Origin of the sequence: Deinococcus radiotolerans, assembly GCF_014647435.1 — a bacterium.
Classification (GTDB): Bacteria; Deinococcota; Deinococci; order Deinococcales; family Deinococcaceae; genus Deinococcus; species Deinococcus radiotolerans.
This window is the reverse complement of sequence record NZ_BMPE01000020.1, coordinates 19225-36859: the sequence shown is the minus strand read 5'-3', so window position 1 is coordinate 36859 and position 17635 is coordinate 19225. Positions and strand designations below refer to the sequence as shown.

Sequence of the window (17635 nt, the reverse complement as noted above, 5' to 3'; positions counted from 1 at the left end):
GCGCCATGACTCCCTCCCCGCCCGAGATCCGCACGGCCCGCCTGCACCTGAGGCCCTTCACGGACGCGGACGCCCCCGCCCTCACCACCCTGCTGAGCCACCCCCAGATCGCGGCGGGCATGCGGTCCATTCCCAGCCCCTACCCGCCGGGGCTGGCCCTCACCTGGATCCACTCCCGACCAGACGCCGCCCGGCAGGGCCGCAGCTTCTCCTGGGCCGTCACGGACCGCCAAGGCGGCCAGCTGCTGGGCAGCGTCACCCTCAGCCCCGACCCGGACCAGCCGCGCGCCGAACTCGGCTACTGGATCGGCGTGCCCCACCACGGCCGCGGGTACGCCACGGAAGCCGCGCGGCTCACGCTGGACTTCGGCTTCGGACCGCTGCACCTGCGCCGCCTCCACGCGACCGTCTTTCCCTGGAACGCCGCCTCCGCCCGCGTGCTCGACAAGCTGGGCTTCCAGTGCGAAGGCACCCTGCGCCACGCCGCCTTCAGGGACGCCCAGCCCACCGACCTCATCCTGTACAGCCGCCTGAACACCGACCCCGCCTAAAGGTTCAGGTGTCGGGGTAGACCTTGATCTCGGTGATGTGGGCGCGGTCGGGTCGGGTGAGGGCGTGGGCGACGCTCTTGGCGAGGCCGCGCGGGTCGATCATGCTGTCCCAGCTGAGGCCCGCGTCGCGGTTGCTGGGCGTGTCGATGGCGCCCATGGGGTACAGGACCATGCCGCGCACGCCCTTGTGTTTCAGTTCGTCGTGCAGGCTCAGCACGTAGGACGCCACGGCGGATTTGCTGGCGGTGTACAGCGCGGCCTTGGGGCCGCTGAGACTCGCGGCCTGCCCGGCGCTGACGCCCATGATCAGGCCGTCTTTCTGCTTGAGCATGTGCGGCAGGACGCCCTGCACGGCGTGGAAGAGGGTGCGCATGTTCGCGTCGAACATCGCGTCGTAGTCGGTTTCGGTGGCCTTGTGCGCGTCCTGCGTGTCGTACGCGCCGACCGTGTGGATCAGGGTGTCCACCTTGACCCGGCGCAGCGCCTCAATGCTGGAGGGGTCACGCAGGTCAAGGTCCAGAACCTCGGTGGCGGGGAAGCGGTCAGCGGCGCGCGCCAGGCTCTCGCCGCGTCCGACGAGGACCATCTGCGCGCCCGCATCGTCGAGTTCCTGCGCGATGGCGGTGGCCAGTGCGCCGCCCGCGCCCGTAAGCATGATCGTGGAGGAGCCGAGGTTCGCCATGCCCTCAGGGTAGCGGTTCGGACGCGGGGGGCACCGGCAAGCCTGAGCGAAGCTTTAAGGCCGCCTCATGCGCCCGCGCGCGGCGCGGCGCCAAACCGGGCCGCCCCGGTCGCGGCGTTCAGGCCAGCCGGGGGGCCCTGGCCGCGTGGCGGGCCGTGGTCGCCAGCACCTCGCCAACGACCCGCTCGGCGCTCTCCACACCGCCTTCCATGTACCCCTGGTAGTCGAGGCTGGTGTGCTCCCCGCAGAAGTGCAGGCGCCCGGACGCCTCGGCCTCCGCGCCCGCGATGGTCGTCCACTGCCCCACCCGGTAGCATGCGTACGACGCCAGCACGAACGGGTTGCCCGGCCAGTAGGCCCGCACCGGCGCCTCGGCGGACCGGGCGGCCAGCAGTCCCGGCCACAGCCCCTCCATGCTGCCCAGCCAGCAGTCCGTCTGGGCCTCCGGGGTGCCCTGGCCCACCTGAAGGCCCGCCGCGCCCCCAGGTAGTTCGTGAGGCAGCCGCCCGGGGCGCTCGCCGCGCGGCTGCTCTCCCAGGTGTTCTGCCAGCCGCGGTCGGTGTACACCTCGCCGCACGAGCCGTACGTGTCGCGCCACAGGCGGCGCGTAAACCCGGCGATCAGCTTGGCGTTCGTGCCGTACCCGAGGTCCTGAATCGCGCGGCGCTTCACGGCCGGGAGGGGGACGCCGCTGAGGTTCACGTTCCGCAGCGTCGTGAACGGCAGCGCGAACACCACGCGCGGGGCGGTCACGCGGCGCAGCGTGCCGCCCTCGTTCAGGGTCAGGGCGTAGCGCCCATCCGACCGTAGCGTCACGGCGTCCAGGCGCGAGCCGTACTGCACACGGTCCCTGAGGCGCTGCGCGAGCAGCCTGGGCACCTGATCGTTGCCACCCTCGATGCTGTAGCGCTCGTCGCTGTACCCGAACAGCTCGAACTGCCCCGGACGGTTCCCGACCAGGTACAGGAAGTTCAGGCTGCTCTGCTCGGTGGCGTCCAGTCCGTACTCGATGGTGTACGCCACGTCCAGCAGGCTCAGCAGCCAGCCGCCCGCGCCGATGCTCTCCAGGTACGCGCGCACGGACAGGGCGTCCAGGCGGCGCCCGGTGTCCGGGTTCCTGTACGTGATCGTCTCTGCCCCCAGGCTGGCAAGGTCCCGGTCGATCTGACGGGCGAGCGGCCGGAAGGCGTCCACCGCCTGCGCCTCGCTGTAGCGCTGCCCGCCGAAATCAAACCACTGCGCCGTGAGGCCCACGTCCGTCTGCGTCAGGTCCAGCAGATTCAGGCGCAGCTCGGCCGCCAGTCGCCTGAGTCGCTTGTGGCCGCTGTCGATCAGCTCGCCGCCCAGTTCCACGGGACGCGCGAACTGCCCCCGCAGCGTGTGCATGCGGCCCCCGGCGCGGCCTGACGCCTCGAACACGCGGCAGGGTACGCCCGCCTGCGTGAGGCGGTACGCGGCCACCAGCCCCGCGATGCCCCCGCCGATCACGGCGACCTCCTCCGCGCCGCCCAGCGCGCCCAGGTGAGCCGCCGGGCCGGGAGACAGGGGCCGGGCGCAGGCCGTGAGGGTCAGGCCGGCCGCTGCGGCCGAGGCGCGCAGCACCGCGCGGCGGGTCACGGCCCGCTCACGCTCCTCCAGCACGTCCCCGGTGCCGAGGCCCTGACGTTCCGCGTGACGGGCGAGGCTCAGGGCGCCCAGCAGGGAATGCAGCAGGGGCGTGCGGGTCACGCCGCGCCGCCCGGCGGGAGGTGGGGGCAGGGCAGGACGGAGGGCATCGGGATCATCAGGAGCCACCTCTTCAAGTGAGGACCGGTGAGACTGCGCGAACTGAACGGGAGGGACCCTCCGACCTTACCGCATCCGCCTATGGGACCGCGCAAGGGCGGCCGCGTCATCGGCGCGGCCGCCCTTGTCTTCAGTCTCTCCGCCCCGGCGGGCCTGCTCAGCTCTGACCGTACGCGCGGGCCCGCACCTGCGCCCAGTCCTCTGCCCCGCCCAGGATGAACGGCGCGGCCTGCGTGTCCGGCGTGACGCGCGGGCCGGTCTGCGGGTCGAGGTACACGTCGATCTCGCTGCGAATCCCGAAGCCCTGCGCAGCGGGGTACGTGCCGGGTTCGATGGTCACGGCCAAGCCGGGCGTGAGGGTGCGGGTGTCGCGCGTCTCGTAATCGTCGAGGTTCGCGCCCGCCCCGTGAATGCTCACGCCCAAGTCGTGCCCGGTGCGGTGCAGGAAATACGGCTCCCACTCGGAGCCCATGGCGTCGCGCGCGGCGCGGTCGGCCATCCAGCCCTGCACCTCGCCCCACCCGGCCTGGGCGTACCCGTCCACAATGGTGCGCAGCGCCGCGTCCCGGGCCGCCACGACGGCTGCCCAGGCGCTCTGGTACGCGGGCGTGGGCTGACCCGCGTACCCGACCCAGGTGACGTCCGCAAACGGTCGGCCCGGCTCCTGCGCCCACAGGTCAATCAGGACGCACTCGCCGGGCTTCAGCGTGGCGTGGCGTTCCGGACTAGGTTCGTAGTGGCTGTCGGCGGCGTTCACGCCGAAACTCACGTTCACGGCGTGCCCGGCCTGCATGCCCGCCGCCTCGATCTGCCGCATGATCACCGCCTGCGCGTCCAGTTCCGTCACCGGCTGAGCGGCCTGCAGGCGCTCGTGAATCAGGCGGAACGCATCATCCTTCGCCTGCATCAGAACCGCCACGGCCCGCTCATGCGCGGCCAGATCGTCGGCGCTCCAGGCCAGGAACGACTGGAGCAGATCGGCGCTGGTCTCAATCGCGGCGGCCCCGGCAGCCCGGACCCGCTCGACCGTCCCGGCATCCACGCGGCTCACGTACGGCACCGCGCCACTGGGGCTGTACTCCATGGCCAGGGTGCGCCCGGCGACCACGCCGCGCAGCGCGGCGTCCAGTTCCGCGTGAGACCCGAACGCACGCCGCTCGGCGTCCCAGGTGCGGGTGATCTCGCCCCACGTGCCGCCCTCGATGTGGTTGTGCAGCACCACCGCCTGACCGCTGCGCGGCACCCACACGAAAAACCGCCGCGTCAGGAACGCCTCTTTCGGGAGGTTCAGGACGGTGCGGGCGTGCGGGTTGAGGCCCTGAAAGTCGTACACCAGCCAGCCGTCCAGGCTGGTCGCGGCGAGGGCCTGCTGCATACGCGTGATCGGCGAGGTCATGCCGCCCAGGGTAACGCGGCGCACGCCCGGAGCAGTCGGCCAGCGCGGACACGCCACAGTCGGCACAGTCGCGCGCCGCCCCTCCGGGAACAGGAGGCGCGGCGCTGAAAGGACTGAAGAGGTCTGAAGGTGTGGCTACGGTGGGGCATCACCCACCTGCCACCTGATACGCACTGTGCGCGGGAAAGGTTTCCGGCGTGTCAGCTGTGACGCTCAGCGGTAGCGGGCGAAGGCGTCGCGGCTGGCGTAGTTCTGGCGGCCGCTGCCGTCCGTGAACTGCGTCAGCGCCTGCACGTCCAGGCGGCCCCGGGCGAAATTCATGACCAGCGTGGTCGTGGCGAAGCCCTTGGCGAACACGGCGGTCGCCGTGAAGTGGTTGCTGTCACTGACGGTCGCGCCGTACGTGATCATCTGCGCGCTGCCCCAGTCGCAGTCGCTGGGGTGGCAGCGTCCGAAGACCTGCACGGTCATCTGCCCGCCCGCTGCGCGGGTCACGTTCACGCGGGTGACGCCGCTGGTCGTGACGTTGCTGTTCAGGTGCCGGTCATGTCGGCCGGAGCGGCGTACGCGCGCTGCGGGGCGATCAGGGCGCTCAGGCTGAGGGTGGCGAGCGCCAGGGCGCTCAGAGAACGCCGGGTGGTCTGCGGGCGGGGGGCGGGCAGGGTGCGGGTGGTCATGATCAGGTCTCCTGTGGGGCGTGGGTGGGCGTGGGCCGAGGAGCTACGGACGGTGCGAATGGCCAGTCGGTCTCACCTCCTGCGGGTGGGGCTTCTGGCGTCTGGGACGCCTTCCCGTCTGGTGCCCCCACCGTACGCGCCCCCCCATGAGCGGCCCATGATCGCTGGCGGTCAGCCGGGCGTCAGGCATGATCGGCAAGAGCAACGCCCGCCTGGACGGTGCATCCAGGCGGGCGGGGTGGAGGAGGGGGTCAGGCGGGCTGCGTCTCGGGCTGCATGTCCTGCATGGCACGCAGCACCCGCGTCATGTGCTCGTCCAGATCCACGCCCAGTTCACGCGCGCCCTGCTCGACCTCGTCGCGGTTCACGCCCGCCGCGAACGCGCGGTTCTTGAAGCGCTTTTTCAGGCTGCTCAGCTCCACCTGCCGCACGTCCTTGTCCGGGCGGACGAGTGCAGCGGCCTGCACCAGCCCAGTCAGTTCATCCACCGCGAACAGGGTCTTCGACAGCTGCGACTCGCGGGGCGTGCCGGTGTACGCCGCGTGTCCCATGATCGCGTCCAGCACGGTTTCGGGGGTGTCGGTGTGCTCGCGCAGGAACGCCACGCCCCAGTTAGGGTGCTCGTCCGGGTGCGCCTCGTAATCGAAGTCATGCAGCAGGCCCGTCACCGCGTACAGGTCCTCGTCCTCGCCCCAGTGGCGGGCGTAGGCGCGCATCGCGGCCTCCACGTTCAGCATGTGCCGCTGCAACGACACGCTGGGCGTGTGCTGCACCATCAACTCGTACGCCTGATCCCGGTTCATGCCGCAGTGTACCCGCGAGTCGAAGTTCACGGACGCAGGGGGCGCTTCGCCGAGACGCTGGCCTTGCCTGCCGCAGTCAGCCGCGCGCTCTGGAGCCCGCGGATATTCTCGGTGGTGGCGTTCGATTCGTTACGCAGCGTCCAGTCCACGCCGCCCAATGCGCGCTGCAGTACGATCCCCGGACCGTCGGGGCTGGGTACCCGGCGGCCCTGCACCGCCTTCCCCGCGGATTTCCACCGGTAGGTGCCGTCGGCGGCGACGCGCAGAGCCTCTGACGCGCTCCCATATGAAAACTCGGTGGTCGCCACGTTGCCCACGACTGACGTGTTGACCGCCATGGTCTCACCCAGTCGCTAGTCGCCCAGGAAGAACGCGGTCCAGTAAGGAGCGCGGCTGAGGTGGGCGACCAGTCCCCAGTCGTACCAGTCCGGCGTCCAGTCCGGATGGGCGTCCTGCGCGATCCGGTACTGCCGCTCTGTCGGGGCGGCGCCGCGACTCGACCGCGGTCCCGCTGCGCCCACGGCGGTGATCGTCCCAGCTCGCCAGCCGGTCGCGGTCCAGAACTGCACCGCGTCCCACGGTCGGAACGCGCCGAAGCCAGGCCAAGTCGTGCCAACCGGCGCCGGGCGGGATGCGGTCGGGAGCGTGGCGGGGCGGGCGGCAGGCGCGGTTGGGGCTGGCGTGGCCTGACCGGACGCCCCTTGAAGCAGCGCGATCAGCCGGGCGTTCCCGGTGGTGCGCGCGAAGTCCAGGGCCGTCTGGCCATGCCAGTCCCGGAGATCCGGATTGGCCCCATGAGCGAGCAGGAACGCCACCACGTCCGTGCGGCCATTCTGAGCGGCCGTCATCAGGGCCGTGCTGCGCGTCTGTGGCAACTGGAAGTTCACGGGCGCGCCGCCCTGCAGATCCGCCTGCACGGCCTGCACGTTGCCGTCACTGGCGTCCCGGTAGAGTCGTCCCGCCAGTTCCTCCGGGGAAACCGACTGGGCCGAGGTGGCACTCAGCAGCAGAGTGGCGAGCATCAACGCGCGTCGAATCATCATGAACCTCCAGGCCGCGCCAGCCTCGTTGACCGCCGCTGCACCGGTGAGTGTAAGGGCCCGACACTCACAGCTGACTCACGCGCCTCCAGAGATTCCGCCCGGCTCTCTGGGCCCGCTTCAGCCGCCCAGGTAGCGGGTCCACTGAGGTTGCCAGTGGGCGAACTGTCCGTGGGCGTACACGCCGAAGGTGGGTGCGCGGGGGCGGGTGCGCAGGGGCATGGCGGCCTCCTCGGGCGTGCGGTTGCCCTTGCGCTGGTTGCAGGTGCGGCACGCGGTCACGACGTTCTCCCAGGTGTGCCGGCCGCCGCGCGAGCGGGGCAGCACGTGGTCCATGGTGAGTTCCTCCGGTGAGCCGCAGTACTGGCAGGTGAAGGTGTCGCGGCGCAGCACGTTGCGGCGGTTGAACGGGACCGGGTGCACGCGGGGGCGGCGCACGTAGCGGCGCAGGCGGATGACGCTGGGGACCGGCATAACTGTGCTGGGCGAGCGGACCACGTCCTCGCTGTCTTCGAGAATTTCCGCCACGCCGTACTGCACGAGCGTGATGGCCCGCTTGGCGCTGGTGACGTGCAGCGGTTCGTAGGACGCGTTCAGCACCAGCACCCGCGGCGCGTTCAGGTCAGCAGCGACCCGGGCTATTCGGTTGGTGTCCGGCACGTCCTTTCTGGAAGTCATGACCGGATTCTAAATCGTGGGGGTCAGAGCATTGTTGCGCTGACACGCTTAGTTTTCCCTGGGGGTTCGCTGCGGTGAATGGCGTAGGGCGCGCGCCGCGCTAGCTGAGTCCGGCGGCGCGCAGCAGCGCCGAGCCGGTCTTCAGGCCGCCGCGCAGGAGTTCGAGCGTGCCGTCCGCGACGTACTGCACCGCCAGGGCGCCCAGCAGCACGCCCAGCACGCGCGTGACCACGTGCACGCCGGTCAGGCCGATCACGCGCGCAATCTGACCGGACAGGCGCAGGGCGAGGTAACACAGCAGCAGCACCGCGCCCGTCACGAGGAAGACTGCCGTGAGCAGCAGCGGCGAGCCGTGCGCGTCCCCCGCGAGAATCATGATGCTGGCCAGCGTCCCGGGCCCCGCGATGAGCGGAATGGCCAGCGGGAAGACGCTGATGTCCTGCCGTTCCTGCGCCTCCTGCTCCTCCTCGGCGGTTTCCTTGCTGCCGCTGGGGCGGGCGAACACCATGTCCAGCGCGATCAGGAACAGCAGGATGCCCCCCGCGATGCGGAACGAGCTGAGGCTGATGCCCAGGTGGTCCAGCAGGCCCCGCCCGAACAGCCCGAACAGCAGGATGATCACGCCCGCGACCAGGCTGGCGCGCACGGCCATACGCCGCCGCTCGAAGCTGGGGCGGTTCCCGGCCAGCCCGATGAAGATCGGCGCTAGGCCGATGGGGTCCATCACCACGAGCATGGTCAGGAACGTCTGTAAAGCAATGCTGGAGAGTTCCGCCACGTTCACCGTCCGAGCGTACCACCCGGTTTCCACAGGTCGCAGAGGCCCCCGCTGGACGGGCGGCGCCCTGGCCGCGCGCTCAGGGCTGGCGGGGGCGGACGTTCAGTTCCAGCACGCCGCTCGCCTCGATCTGCTGTCCATCCTGGGTGATCACGGCGTTCACGCCCGCCGTGTACGAGTTCACGGGGGTGTTCGGCAGCACCCGCACCGTGACCGGGAAGTCCTCACCGGCGTGCACCTGCGTGCGGGCGGGCGTGACGACCACGCCGGGCGTGCTGGCCGCGCCGCGCACGGTGAACAGCCCCGGGTGCGTCTGGCGGGTGTAGCCGCCCACGCGGGCCGTCAGGGTGCGCTCGGTGCCTGCCGGGAGGGCCAGTGAGCTGATGCTCTCGCCCCGCTGGCCGTTCACCACCTCGGAGATCACCACGTACCCGCCCGCGCAGCCGGTGCGGCGCAGCCCGCCGATGTCCTGCGCGCCCACGAACAGCGCGGGCATGAGGGACGCCACGACCAGGCCCAGGCCCAGCGCCGCCCGGGCGGGCTGCCGCCAGTGCCGGGCGGTGAATGCCAGCCCGCCCGGGCCGAGCAGCAGCGGCACCAGCAGCGCCAGGATGGTGTGGCCCTCGCAGGGGTTCGTCAGCAGCGCGCCGCCCAGGGCACGCACCGCGAAGGTCAGTGCCGCGCCCAGCCCCCAGCCCAGCAGGAACGTGGGCAGGAACGAGCGGGCGGTGTACACCGGGAATTCCGGAGCGTCAGGCTGCGCGGGGGACGGGGTGGGCGGCACGGTCACCCGCGCAGCGTACTGCCCCCGCCCCAGGCAAGGCGTCCCGCACCCCACGGCATGGCCCCCTCGACCTGCACGCGGCAGGCGAGGGGACCTGAACGACTTGCTTCAGTGCTGCGTCTGGCAGGTGGGGCACACGCCCATGAATTCCAGGCGCACGTCGGTGACCTGAAACCCGGCGGGCAGGGCCGAGGCGGGCACGGCGGGCACGTCTCCGGCGTCCACGTCGAAGATCGCGCCGCAACTGCGGCATACGGCGTGGTGGTGGGCGTCGCCCTCGTGCTTGTAGTCGTAGCGGGTGGCCTGCCCGGCGCGTTCCAGCGTGACCACCACGCCGTCGCGGACCAGGGCGTCCAGGGTGCGGTACACGGTGCCCAGGCTGACGCTGGGCAGCTGCTCGCGGACCTGCGCGTGAATCCAGGCGGCGTCCGGGTGGGACCGGGCCGCGCGCAGCACCTCGATCACCGCTGCCCGCTGCTTGGTCTGGCGCACCATCGTCATGCGCGCAGTCTATCAAAGGCCGCCTGACGCGCCGATGACGCGGTGCACACAGTTGCGTGTGCCGTGCGTCCGGGTATGCGGGCCGCGCCTTTGCACCCGGTTCATTGCTTTCGTTCAGTCCGGCGCGTACAACACTGAACGACCATGCCCGAGCGCCTCCTGCCTCTCCTGAGCGCCCAGCCCCAGACCGGGGACGCGCTGGGCGCGCGGCTCGGCGTGAACCGCGTCACCGTGAACACGCTGGCCCGCCGCCTTCAGGAGGACGGGGTGCCCGTGCAGGTCAGCCGCGCCGGGTACGCCCTGCCCCCAGACGCGCCCGCCCCGGCGCTCGTGACCCCCACGGGCGACCTGGGCGCCGCGCACCGCTACCACGGCACCGTGACCAGCACCCAGGACGCCCTGCGCGCCTGGGCGGACGACGCGGCCAACCCCGCCCCGCACGGCGCGGTGCTGACCGCCGAACGGCAGACCGCCGGGCGCGGCCGGCGCGGCCGCACCTGGGACACCACGCACGGCACCCTGGTCTTCAGCGTGCTGCTGCGGCACGGCCCTGGTGGCGGCCCCCTGAGTCTCCCGCACCTGGCGCTGCTGCCCCTGGCGGGGGGCGTCGCGCTGGCCCGCGCGGCGGGCGTGGGCGGCCTGAAATGGCCGAACGACCTGCTCGCCCCGGACCGCCGCAAACTGGCGGGCATTCTGCTCGAAGCCGACCTGCGCGGCGAGGAAGCGCGCCGGGCGGTGCTGGGCATCGGCGTGAACGTCAGCGCCGCGCCGGAGGGGGCCGCGCACCTGCGTGAGTTCCGCCCGGACTTGACCCGCGCGCAGCTCCTGACGGACGTGCTGCGGGAACTGCACACGTGGCTGGCCGCCCCACCGGACGAGGTCCTGCACGCGTGGCGCGCGGCCAGCGTCACGCTGGGCCAGCCCGTGCGCGTGCAGACCCCGCAGGGCCCCGTGGATGGCACCGCCCTCGACCTCGACCCCAGCGGCAGCCTGATCGTGCAGACGCCCGCCGGACCCCTCACCGTCGGCGCGGGCGACGTGCAGCTCATCGGCACCCTCACCTGACGCCCCCACCCCCACACCGGAGGACACCACCATGACCCTGACCCACCCCACCCTCGCCCGTCAGCTCGCCCCCACCCCCAGCCTCCTGCGCGACGTGCTGCTCGTCGTGGGCGGCGCCGCCTTCGTCGCCCTGCTCGCCCAGGCAGAGGTGCCGCTGAAGCCCGTCCCGATGACCCTCCAGACGCTCGGCGTGCTGCTCGTGGGCGCCGCGCTCGGCTGGAAACGCGCCCTGGCCGCCCTGGCCGTGTACGTCGCGGCCGGAGCGGCCGGACTGCACGTCCTCTCCGGCGGCTCCGCTGGCCTGATGAACGCCGCCGGCACGGGAATGCGCGCCAGCGTCGGCTACCTGTTCAGCTACCCGCTGGCCGCCGCCCTCGTCGGCTTCCTCGTGGAACGCTACGCGCTGGACCGCAAGTTCCTGGGCACCTGCCTCGCCATGCTCGCGGGCAGCGCCCTCATCTACGCCGTGGGCCTCCCCGTGCTGGGCGCCCTGACCGGCCTGAAGGGCGGCGCGCTCCTAACCGCCGGCCTGACCCCCTTCATCATCGGGGACACCATCAAGCTGCTTCTGGCTGCGCTGCTGCTGCCCACCGCCTGGAAGATCATCCGCAAATAACCGGCAATCCGGACACGGCCCCCACCTTCACCCGGGTGGGGGCCGTCACCATGCCGCGCGGTGGCGCGTGGCGTGTCTCCCGTGCGGAGACCCGTGAGGCTGGCGTGCCCTCACTCTGCCGGGTGCGCGGCTGGGTGGGCATCCGCCGAAAGTGGCATCCCCGCGTAGGCCGGGCGACGTACGCTGGGGCCGTGCGAAGGACAACGGTGGCGGTGGGGGCGGCCCTCCTGGGCGGCGTGGTGGGGGCGCAGGCGGACACGCCGGTGCTGCGCGGCACGCTGCCCGGCTGGGAGGGCGGTGCGGGTTCCGTGGGGGTGCTGCTGCCTTTCCCCGGCGGGGACGACCGCCGCATCCAGGCGGCGCGTGGGACGCTCGGCGCGGCGGGTGACCTGACGTTGCCGCTGCCCACCCCGGAGCGGCTGGCGGGCGCCCTGATGCCGCTGACGGAGTGGCTGAACCTGGACCCGCTGGGCTGCGCGACCCGCAGCGGGAAGATCACGCTGGGCGACCCGGCGGCGCAGGTGTTCCCGCTGGACGAACTGCGCGTGGCCGCGGCCGGGCGCACGTTCCCCAGCGTGGGCAGCATCGTGGGTGAGGACCTGTGGCAGCCCGCGACGGTCCTGAACACCGAGGCGAACCTGCTGGAGGGGCAGCCGGACATGGACGGCCGCGTGCGTTTCCAGCGGCTGGTATTCAGCGCGGCGGACGTGACTGTCAGTGGCGAGGCCCGCTGCGTGCCGGAGCAGGCCATGCCCGAGCGGCTGAACGTGAACTTGCCCCTGCGCGCCGGGTGGAACGTCGTGCAGGAGGACGTGGACTACACCGGGGAGGAGGCCACGCGCACCCTGACCCTCGCCCCGCTGGACACCGTGACCGTCTGGCAGGCCCGCTGACGACGGAAGAGGGGAGATCCGCAGGCCTCCCCCTCCATCATCTATCAACCTTGAACCATCACCCTCACTCGGCGACGGTGGGCACGGCGGCGAGCGGGTCGCGGCCTTCCTTGATTGCGCCGAGGACGCGGGTGCGGATCTCGGCTTCCATTTCGGGCCGCTCGGCGATGTACGCGATGGCCTTTTCCTTGCCCTGGCCGATGCGCTCGTCTCCATAGGAGTAGAAGCTGCCGGCCTTCTTGATGATGTCCATGTCGCTGGCGAGCGTCACGAGGTCACTGAGCTGGTCGAAGCCCTTGCCGTACATCAGGGTCAGTTCGACTTCCTTGAAGGGCGGCGCGACCTTGTTCTTCACGGTCTTGACCTTCACGGTGTTGCCGATGGCGTCGTTGCCCATCTTGACGGGCTGGCCGATCTTGCGGACGTCCAGGCGCACGCTGGAGTAGAACTTCAGGGCGCGGCCGCCGGTGGTGGTTTCGGGGTTGCCGTACATCACACCGATCTTCTCGCGCACCTGGTTGATGAAGATGGCGGCGGTGCCGGTCTTGCTGAGGATCGCGGTGAGTTTGCGCAGCGCCTGGCTCATCAGGCGGGCCTGGAGGCCGGGGAGGCTGTCGCCCATCTCGCCCTCGATTTCCGCGCGGGGCGTCAGAGCAGCCACGGAGTCCACGACGACGACGTCCACGGCGCCGCTGCGGACGAGGAGTTCCATGATCTCCAGCGCCTGCTCGCCGTTGTCGGGCTGCGAGACGAGCAGTTCGTCGGTGTTCACGCCCAGGCTGCGGGCGTACACGGGGTCCAGGGCGTGCTCGGCGTCAATGAACGCGCAGGTGCCGCCGGCCTTCTGGGACTGTGCGACGATGCTCAGCGCCAGGGTGGTCTTGCCGCCGGATTCCGGGCCGTAGATCTCGGTGATGCGGCCCTTGGGCACGCCGCCCACGCCCAGCGCGAGGTCCAGTGACAGGCTGCCGGTGCTGACGGCCTGCACGTCGAGTTTGCTCTCGGCGCCGAGCTTCATGATGCTGCCCTTGCCGAACGCCTTCTCGATCTGGCTCATGGCCGTCTCGATGGCCTTGGCGCGTTCCTTGGCGTCGGTGGGGGTGGCGGCGATGTCTTTTTCTTTGCTCATGGCGTCTCCTGAAGAGCCTCGTCCGGGGCCGGTTCGGTCGCGGGGGCGGGGGTGGCGGGGGTGCCGCGCAGGCGGAAGGTGCTGACGGTTTCATGAATGGGACCGGTCTTGCGCAGGATGCTGCGGTGCAGCCCGGCGCTGCCGGCCGTCCAGTGGTGGGGGAAGAGGAGGGGAGGCACGCGCGGCGCCGGGCCCTTCTTGCGGGCCAGCGTGACGTGCGCCTTGAAGGGCAGGTCTTCGGTGCTTAGGCCGAGCGCCTGGATGCCCTCGCGCAGCGCGGCGGCCAGTTCGTTCAGGCCCTCGGCTTCGACCTTCACGAACCACACGCGGGGGCTGCCCTCGTTGGGGAAGTACCCGGTGCCGCGCAGCTTCAGGTCCAGCGGCGCGGCGTCCGTGAAGAGGCGCGTGCCGAGCTTCTTCAGGTCGTCCACCCGGTCGTGCGGGACGGCCGGGAGGTACGCCAGCGTGACGTGCATCTGGTCTGCGGTTACCGAGCGCCAGTTGCCCCGTAGCTTGCTCTGCGCCGCGACGAGCGCGGGCGTGACGTCGGCCGGGACGGCCAGTGCGAAGAAGAGGCGCTGGGTGGTGGGCGTGTGGGTGTCCGGCGCGCCGCGTCCCTTCCCGGCGGCTTTCGGACCGGGTCTGCCTCCAGATTTGGGTCCGGTTTTATTTGCGGGCTTGCTGGTGGGACGGGCAGGGCGTTTCGGGCGGGGGTCGGTCATGGGGTCCATCCTGGCAGGGTGCGGGCCGCGAGGGCCAGCGCTGCCACTGCGGCCCGTTCGCGCAGCTGCGCCGGATCGCCCGGCCAGTTCACGCCCGCCACGGCCACCCGCGCGCCGTCACTCAGGGCGACGTGCGCGCGCCCGGCCTGCTCGCCCTGCGTGCTCACGACCACCGCGAGGCCCAGGTCGGCCCCCAGGTGCTCGCGCGCCCCGGCGGCCAGCTCGCGGGCGCCCGCCTCGCTGACCAGCCCGCCTTCCTGCAAGGTCACGGGGGTCAGGCCCAGCGTGATCAGGCGGCGGTGATCCTGCGTGACCGCCGCGTCCAGGAAGCCCGGCTGCTCGGCCAGCAGGGTGCACAGCACACCCGCGCTGCCCGCCTCGATGACGCCCAGCGTGCGCCCGGCCAGCGCGGCCTGCACGGTGCCCGCCAGAGTCTGGTCGTTCGCGCCCCAGGTCCACTCGCGCAACAGGTCCCGGACTTCGCTCAGCACGGGCGTCAGCTGCGCGCGGGCCTCGTCGGGGGTGGGGGCGCTGGCCGCCACGCGGACGTCCACGCCGGTCAGGCGGGCGTACGTGGCGACGCTGGGGTTCGCCTGCCGGGTCAGGTGACCCAGCCGCTCGGCGATTAGGCTCTCGCCGATGCCGTGCGTGTGGAGGGTGACGTGCTCCAGCGCGGCGCTGGGCAGCGGCAGGCGCGGCAGCACCTGCTCGGCCCACATGCGCCGCATCTCGCGGGGCGGCCCCGGCAGCGCCGCGATCAGCTTCGGCTGCCCATTCCATGTGGTGCGGACAAACCAGCCGGGCGCGGTCCCGACCGGGTTGGCCAGCGCCTCGGCGGACGGGATCAGCCAGGCCTGCTTGCGGTTCGTGTCGGGCATGGCCCGGCCGCGCGCCTCGAACAGGCCGCGCAGGTGGGTCAGCTGCGCCTCGTCCTCCTGCGGCGTTTCGTTCAGGGCGGCGGCGATGGCCTCGCGGGTCAGGTCGTCGTCGGTGGGACCCAGGCCGCCGCCCAGCAGCAGCAGGTCGGCGCGGCCCAGCGCCAGTTCGATGGCGGCCCGCAGGCGATCCAGGTTGTCCCCGACGACGGTTTTGCGGTGCAGGGTCACGCCGCGCGCGCCCAGTTCACGGGCGAGGAACGCGGCGTTGCTGTCGACGATCTCGCCGAACAGCAACTCGGTACCTACACTGATGATTTCTGCTATGGGCATAACAACCTCACCGAAGTATAGGCCAAAGCGAAACTCGCGTCCACCCCTGCACCTTCACTGACCGCCACTCGCTGACCGGCACGGAACCCAGAATCTGGCCCTGACCCTCACGGCGAAACAGACCCGCTCACCGCACATGAGCGCAGCCTGAACGCTTCTTCACGCGCGGCACTGTCTTCCGGCAGTGGGCGCCCGGCGCGCCTGACCGTACGCTCAGTTCAGCACCACCGCAGCCCACCAGCGTCCCGCCCGCGCCCCAGACCGGGGGCTCACTCTTTCAGGAGGTCCATCATGAACCGCACCGTCCTCAGCCTGCTGATCCTCGCGCCCCTCGCCCTCGCCGCCTGCGGACAGACCACACCGGCCCCCGCTGCCCAGACCCCGGCCGCCCAGACCCCGGCCGCCCAGGCGCCGGACGCTCAGGCCCCGGCACCCTCCGGCAGCACCCAGGCCCAGATCGCCGCGTACGCCGCCCGACCCGAACTTCAGGATGAGGACAGCCAGGCCATCCTGCGCGAGTACGCCAGCGACCCCCTGCTCCTCCAGAGCCTCCAGCGCGCCTACGGCGACACCAGCGCGCCCCTGAACGTCGAGGCCCTGGCCGCCGAGAAGGTCGGCGGCGCGCCCCTGCAGAGCCAGGCGACCGGCCGCGCCGGGTACGCACAGTCCGTCGCGTGGGGCAGCGTCAGCCACTACCGCGCCGAGAAGGCCAGCCCCAACTACAGCGGCCTGCGCTGGGGCAGCGACGGCTGCAGCGCCCCCGACGGCTTCGGCCTGGGCTACCGCGACGACTTCCGCCCCGCCTGCGACGTGCACGACTTCGGGTACGGCAACCTGCCCTGGCTGATCTCCAAACCCTACTGGCCCTACAACAAGGCCCGCACCGACCTGGCCTTCCTGAACAACATGGAAACCATCTGCGCCGCCAAGAGCTGGTACGCCCGCCCCGCCTGCTACGCCGCCGCGAACGCGTACTACCACGCCGTGGACATCGGCGGCTGGGCCGCCTGGATCCGCAACAGCTGACCCTATCGCGCAGCCGGAACGGCGCCCTGAGCGGCAGTCGTTCCGGCCGTCCACCCCCTGCACCCCCACCCAGGAGTCACCCATGCCGCACCTGACCCGCGCGCTCGCCCCCGCCCTGCTCGGCCTCACCCTCGCCCTGGCCTCCTGCGGTCAGACGCCCGGCGCCCAGCCCACCCCCGAGGCCGCCCAGCCCGCCGCGCCGGGCGCCGCCGACACGCAGACGAACGCCGCGCTGGAACGCTTCGCGCAGGACCTCGCCCGGCAACTGCCCAACCCGGACCTGCGCCGCGCCGTGCAGGAACAGGTGGCGTTGCGCTTCGACGGGGATCAGGAAACCCTGTTCAGCACGCTGGCCGTCCGCCCGGCCGGGCAGAGCACCGTGCAGGGCCTCCTGACCCGCGGCGGCCTGAGCGTCAGCGCCCTGAACGACGTGACCCGCGCGGTGCCGCACCTGCAAGTCGCCGTGCGCGGCCCGCAGTGGAACCCCGACACGTACACCCCGCTGGTGGCCGTGGCCGCGCAGGGCGGTGACGAGTTCGCGCCCGTCGTGGCCTTCGACGCGCAGGGCCGCCGTCACGTCCTGGACGGCCGCACCCCACCCAGCCAGCCGGTCGTGGTGGTCGGCGTGGCCGAACGCGTGGACGACCAGGGGAACGTCATGATCCCCGCCGCCACCCAGGCCGGCGCCGCGACCCTGAGTGAACCCGGCGCGGGTATCGGCGCGCAGGCCTGCGACAGCTGGGAGCGCCTGATCTCCCTGTACGTCCGCGACGACCACGAACCCTGGTCGCGTGGCGACCCAGAAATCTACGTGCAGCTCGGCTCGAACTCACATGACGGTCTGTACCTGGGGTCCCTGACGGACGTGAACGACGAGAACAAGTGGTACACGCCCAACCGCGACCTGATCCGCTGGACCAGCGCCACCATGGGCAACTGGATGATGTACCTCTGGTACGAACGCGACGGCGGCAGCAGCATCACCCTGACCTTCGGCGCGGACGTCAAGGGGGTCAACGGCAGCGTGTCCTACACCGTCGCGGACGGCGACGACCAGATGGGCCACGCCACGCTGGCCTTCGGGGACCGCCTGCAACGCTTCGCCCTGGACACTGGCGACGTCCGCTGGTGGCGCGGCGGCTGCGAGTAGGACCAGCGCAGAGGCGGGGGAGACCGACCCGCGGCCCAGCGGTCCACCGTCCGGGCGCCGGCGGCCCCGGCACCTGATTCATCCCGTGACCGCGGGAGCGCGCCGGCAGGGCGGGCCCTCACCAGCCGGTGGGGGCCCGCCCCGTACACTG

The 17635-nt window shown here is 71.7% G+C and carries 21 protein-coding genes and 1 pseudogene; 6 read left to right on the top strand and 16 right to left on the bottom strand.

The features are described 5' to 3' along the window. Positions 1-5 precede the first annotated feature (5 nt). Positions 6-551, top strand: a complete 546-nt coding sequence (locus tag IEY63_RS18800) for a GNAT family N-acetyltransferase (RefSeq protein ID WP_189070531.1) — start codon at positions 6-8, stop codon at positions 549-551. A 4-nt stretch (positions 552-555) separates the two neighbouring features. Here the strand turns inward: IEY63_RS18800 and IEY63_RS18795 are convergent, their stop codons facing one another. The 13 genes and pseudogenes from IEY63_RS18795 to IEY63_RS18740 form a co-directional block, all read right to left on the bottom strand. Continuing rightward, entirely contained in the window at positions 556-1233 is a 678-nt protein-coding gene (locus IEY63_RS18795; RefSeq protein ID WP_189070530.1) for an SDR family oxidoreductase, read from the bottom strand. A gap of 118 nt (positions 1234-1351) precedes the next feature. Next, entirely contained in the window at positions 1352-1648 is a 297-nt protein-coding gene (locus tag IEY63_RS22635; protein WP_373290938.1) for an FAD-dependent oxidoreductase, read from the bottom strand. A 17-nt stretch (positions 1649-1665) separates the two neighbouring features. Continuing rightward, positions 1666-2721, bottom strand: a pseudogene (locus IEY63_RS22630) (flavin monoamine oxidase family protein); the annotation flags it as partial. Positions 2722-3175: 454 nt separating this feature from the next. Beyond that, on the bottom strand, positions 3176-4414 hold the full coding sequence (locus IEY63_RS18785) for a M24 family metallopeptidase (RefSeq protein ID WP_189070528.1): 1239 nt from the start codon (positions 4412-4414) through the stop codon (positions 3176-3178). 213 nt (positions 4415-4627) lie between these two features. Continuing rightward, a complete protein-coding gene (locus IEY63_RS18780; RefSeq protein ID WP_189070527.1) occupies positions 4628-4909 on the bottom strand; it encodes a hypothetical protein in 282 nt (93 codons plus the stop codon). A gap of 38 nt (positions 4910-4947) precedes the next feature. Further along, positions 4948-5091: a hypothetical protein gene (locus IEY63_RS18775; protein WP_189070526.1), complete on the bottom strand. Its 144-nt coding sequence runs from the start codon at positions 5089-5091 to the stop codon at positions 4948-4950. Between the two features lie 251 nt (positions 5092-5342). Beyond that, positions 5343-5894, bottom strand: coding sequence for an HD domain-containing protein (locus IEY63_RS18770; RefSeq protein WP_189070525.1), 552 nt, complete (start codon positions 5892-5894; stop codon positions 5343-5345). 26 nt (positions 5895-5920) lie between these two features. Next, positions 5921-6232: a hypothetical protein gene (locus tag IEY63_RS18765; protein ID WP_189070524.1), complete on the bottom strand. Its 312-nt coding sequence runs from the start codon at positions 6230-6232 to the stop codon at positions 5921-5923. 15 nt (positions 6233-6247) lie between these two features. After that, complete coding sequence (locus IEY63_RS18760; RefSeq protein WP_189070523.1) at positions 6248-6937, bottom strand: ankyrin repeat domain-containing protein; 690 nt, start codon at positions 6935-6937, stop codon at positions 6248-6250. Positions 6938-7054: 117 nt separating this feature from the next. After that, positions 7055-7612, bottom strand: coding sequence for an HNH endonuclease (locus tag IEY63_RS18755; protein ID WP_189070522.1), 558 nt, complete (start codon positions 7610-7612; stop codon positions 7055-7057). A gap of 100 nt (positions 7613-7712) precedes the next feature. Beyond that, positions 7713-8396 carry a MarC family protein gene (locus tag IEY63_RS18750; protein WP_189070521.1) on the bottom strand — a complete coding sequence of 228 codons (684 nt, stop codon included), beginning with the start codon at positions 8394-8396 and terminating at the stop codon, positions 7713-7715. Positions 8397-8469: 73 nt separating this feature from the next. Further along, positions 8470-9180, bottom strand: a complete 711-nt coding sequence (locus IEY63_RS18745) for a hypothetical protein (RefSeq protein ID WP_229784810.1) — start codon at positions 9178-9180, stop codon at positions 8470-8472. Positions 9181-9282: 102 nt separating this feature from the next. Further along, complete coding sequence (locus tag IEY63_RS18740; protein WP_189070520.1) at positions 9283-9675, bottom strand: Fur family transcriptional regulator; 393 nt, start codon at positions 9673-9675, stop codon at positions 9283-9285. Positions 9676-9819: 144 nt separating this feature from the next. Between IEY63_RS18740 and IEY63_RS18735 the strand changes: the two genes are divergently transcribed. The 3 genes from IEY63_RS18735 (at position 9820) to IEY63_RS18725 (ending at position 12249) form a co-directional block, all read left to right on the top strand. After that, entirely contained in the window at positions 9820-10740 is a 921-nt protein-coding gene (locus tag IEY63_RS18735) for a biotin--[acetyl-CoA-carboxylase] ligase (protein ID WP_189070519.1), read from the top strand. Positions 10741-10771: 31 nt separating this feature from the next. Beyond that, positions 10772-11356 (top strand): biotin transporter BioY, encoded by a 585-nt coding sequence (locus IEY63_RS18730; protein ID WP_189070518.1) that lies wholly within the window; start codon positions 10772-10774, stop codon positions 11354-11356. 191 nt (positions 11357-11547) lie between these two features. Then, positions 11548-12249, top strand: a complete 702-nt coding sequence (locus IEY63_RS18725) for a hypothetical protein (protein ID WP_189070517.1) — start codon at positions 11548-11550, stop codon at positions 12247-12249. A gap of 64 nt (positions 12250-12313) precedes the next feature. Here IEY63_RS18725 and recA read toward each other — a convergent pair whose 3' ends face one another. The 3 genes from recA to IEY63_RS18710 are packed head-to-tail and all read right to left on the bottom strand — an operon-like array spanning position 12314 to position 15308. Next, on the bottom strand, positions 12314-13378 hold the full coding sequence (gene recA / locus IEY63_RS18720) for a recombinase RecA (RefSeq protein ID WP_189070516.1): 1065 nt from the start codon (positions 13376-13378) through the stop codon (positions 12314-12316). Then, positions 13375-14100: an RNA 2',3'-cyclic phosphodiesterase gene (gene thpR / locus IEY63_RS18715; RefSeq protein WP_189070515.1), complete on the bottom strand. Its 726-nt coding sequence runs from the start codon at positions 14098-14100 to the stop codon at positions 13375-13377. Before thpR ends, recA begins: the two co-directional genes overlap by 4 nt. Further along, positions 14097-15308 (bottom strand): CinA family nicotinamide mononucleotide deamidase-related protein, encoded by a 1212-nt coding sequence (locus IEY63_RS18710; RefSeq protein ID WP_189070514.1) that lies wholly within the window; start codon positions 15306-15308, stop codon positions 14097-14099. Before IEY63_RS18710 ends, thpR begins: the two co-directional genes overlap by 4 nt. A gap of 291 nt (positions 15309-15599) precedes the next feature. Here IEY63_RS18710 and IEY63_RS18705 point away from each other — a divergent pair, with 291 nt between their 5' ends. Further along, on the top strand, positions 15600-16334 hold the full coding sequence (locus IEY63_RS18705) for a phospholipase A2 (protein ID WP_189070513.1): 735 nt from the start codon (positions 15600-15602) through the stop codon (positions 16332-16334). A gap of 82 nt (positions 16335-16416) precedes the next feature. Then, positions 16417-17484, top strand: a complete 1068-nt coding sequence (locus IEY63_RS18700) for a DUF3103 family protein (RefSeq protein ID WP_189070512.1) — start codon at positions 16417-16419, stop codon at positions 17482-17484. The last annotated feature ends 151 nt before the right edge of the window (positions 17485-17635 follow it).

Excerpts from the sequence above, each read along its gene's own strand:
- IEY63_RS18800 (WP_189070531.1), top strand. The coding sequence starts at position 6 with ATGACTCCCTCCCCGCCCGAGATCCGCACGGCCCGCCTGCACCTGAGG.
- IEY63_RS18795 (WP_189070530.1), bottom strand. The coding sequence starts at position 1,233 with ATGGCGAACCTCGGCTCCTCCACGATCATGCTTACGGGCGCGGGCGGC.
- IEY63_RS22635 (WP_373290938.1), bottom strand. The coding sequence starts at position 1,648 with ATGGAGGGGCTGTGGCCGGGACTGCTGGCCGCCCGGTCCGCCGAGGCG.
- IEY63_RS18785 (WP_189070528.1), bottom strand. The coding sequence starts at position 4,414 with ATGACCTCGCCGATCACGCGTATGCAGCAGGCCCTCGCCGCGACCAGC.
- IEY63_RS18775 (WP_189070526.1), bottom strand. The coding sequence starts at position 5,091 with ATGACCACCCGCACCCTGCCCGCCCCCCGCCCGCAGACCACCCGGCGT.
- IEY63_RS18770 (WP_189070525.1), bottom strand. The coding sequence starts at position 5,894 with ATGAACCGGGATCAGGCGTACGAGTTGATGGTGCAGCACACGCCCAGC.
- IEY63_RS18765 (WP_189070524.1), bottom strand. The coding sequence starts at position 6,232 with ATGGCGGTCAACACGTCAGTCGTGGGCAACGTGGCGACCACCGAGTTT.
- IEY63_RS18760 (WP_189070523.1), bottom strand. The coding sequence starts at position 6,937 with ATGATGATTCGACGCGCGTTGATGCTCGCCACTCTGCTGCTGAGTGCC.
- IEY63_RS18755 (WP_189070522.1), bottom strand. The coding sequence starts at position 7,612 with ATGACTTCCAGAAAGGACGTGCCGGACACCAACCGAATAGCCCGGGTC.
- IEY63_RS18740 (WP_189070520.1), bottom strand. The coding sequence starts at position 9,675 with ATGACGATGGTGCGCCAGACCAAGCAGCGGGCAGCGGTGATCGAGGTG.
- IEY63_RS18735 (WP_189070519.1), top strand. The coding sequence starts at position 9,820 with ATGCCCGAGCGCCTCCTGCCTCTCCTGAGCGCCCAGCCCCAGACCGGG.
- IEY63_RS18730 (WP_189070518.1), top strand. The coding sequence starts at position 10,772 with ATGACCCTGACCCACCCCACCCTCGCCCGTCAGCTCGCCCCCACCCCC.
- recA (WP_189070516.1), bottom strand. The coding sequence starts at position 13,378 with ATGAGCAAAGAAAAAGACATCGCCGCCACCCCCACCGACGCCAAGGAA.
- thpR (WP_189070515.1), bottom strand. The coding sequence starts at position 14,100 with ATGACCGACCCCCGCCCGAAACGCCCTGCCCGTCCCACCAGCAAGCCC.
- IEY63_RS18710 (WP_189070514.1), bottom strand. The coding sequence starts at position 15,308 with ATGCCCATAGCAGAAATCATCAGTGTAGGTACCGAGTTGCTGTTCGGC.
- IEY63_RS18705 (WP_189070513.1), top strand. The coding sequence starts at position 15,600 with ATGAACCGCACCGTCCTCAGCCTGCTGATCCTCGCGCCCCTCGCCCTC.
- IEY63_RS18700 (WP_189070512.1), top strand. The coding sequence starts at position 16,417 with ATGCCGCACCTGACCCGCGCGCTCGCCCCCGCCCTGCTCGGCCTCACC.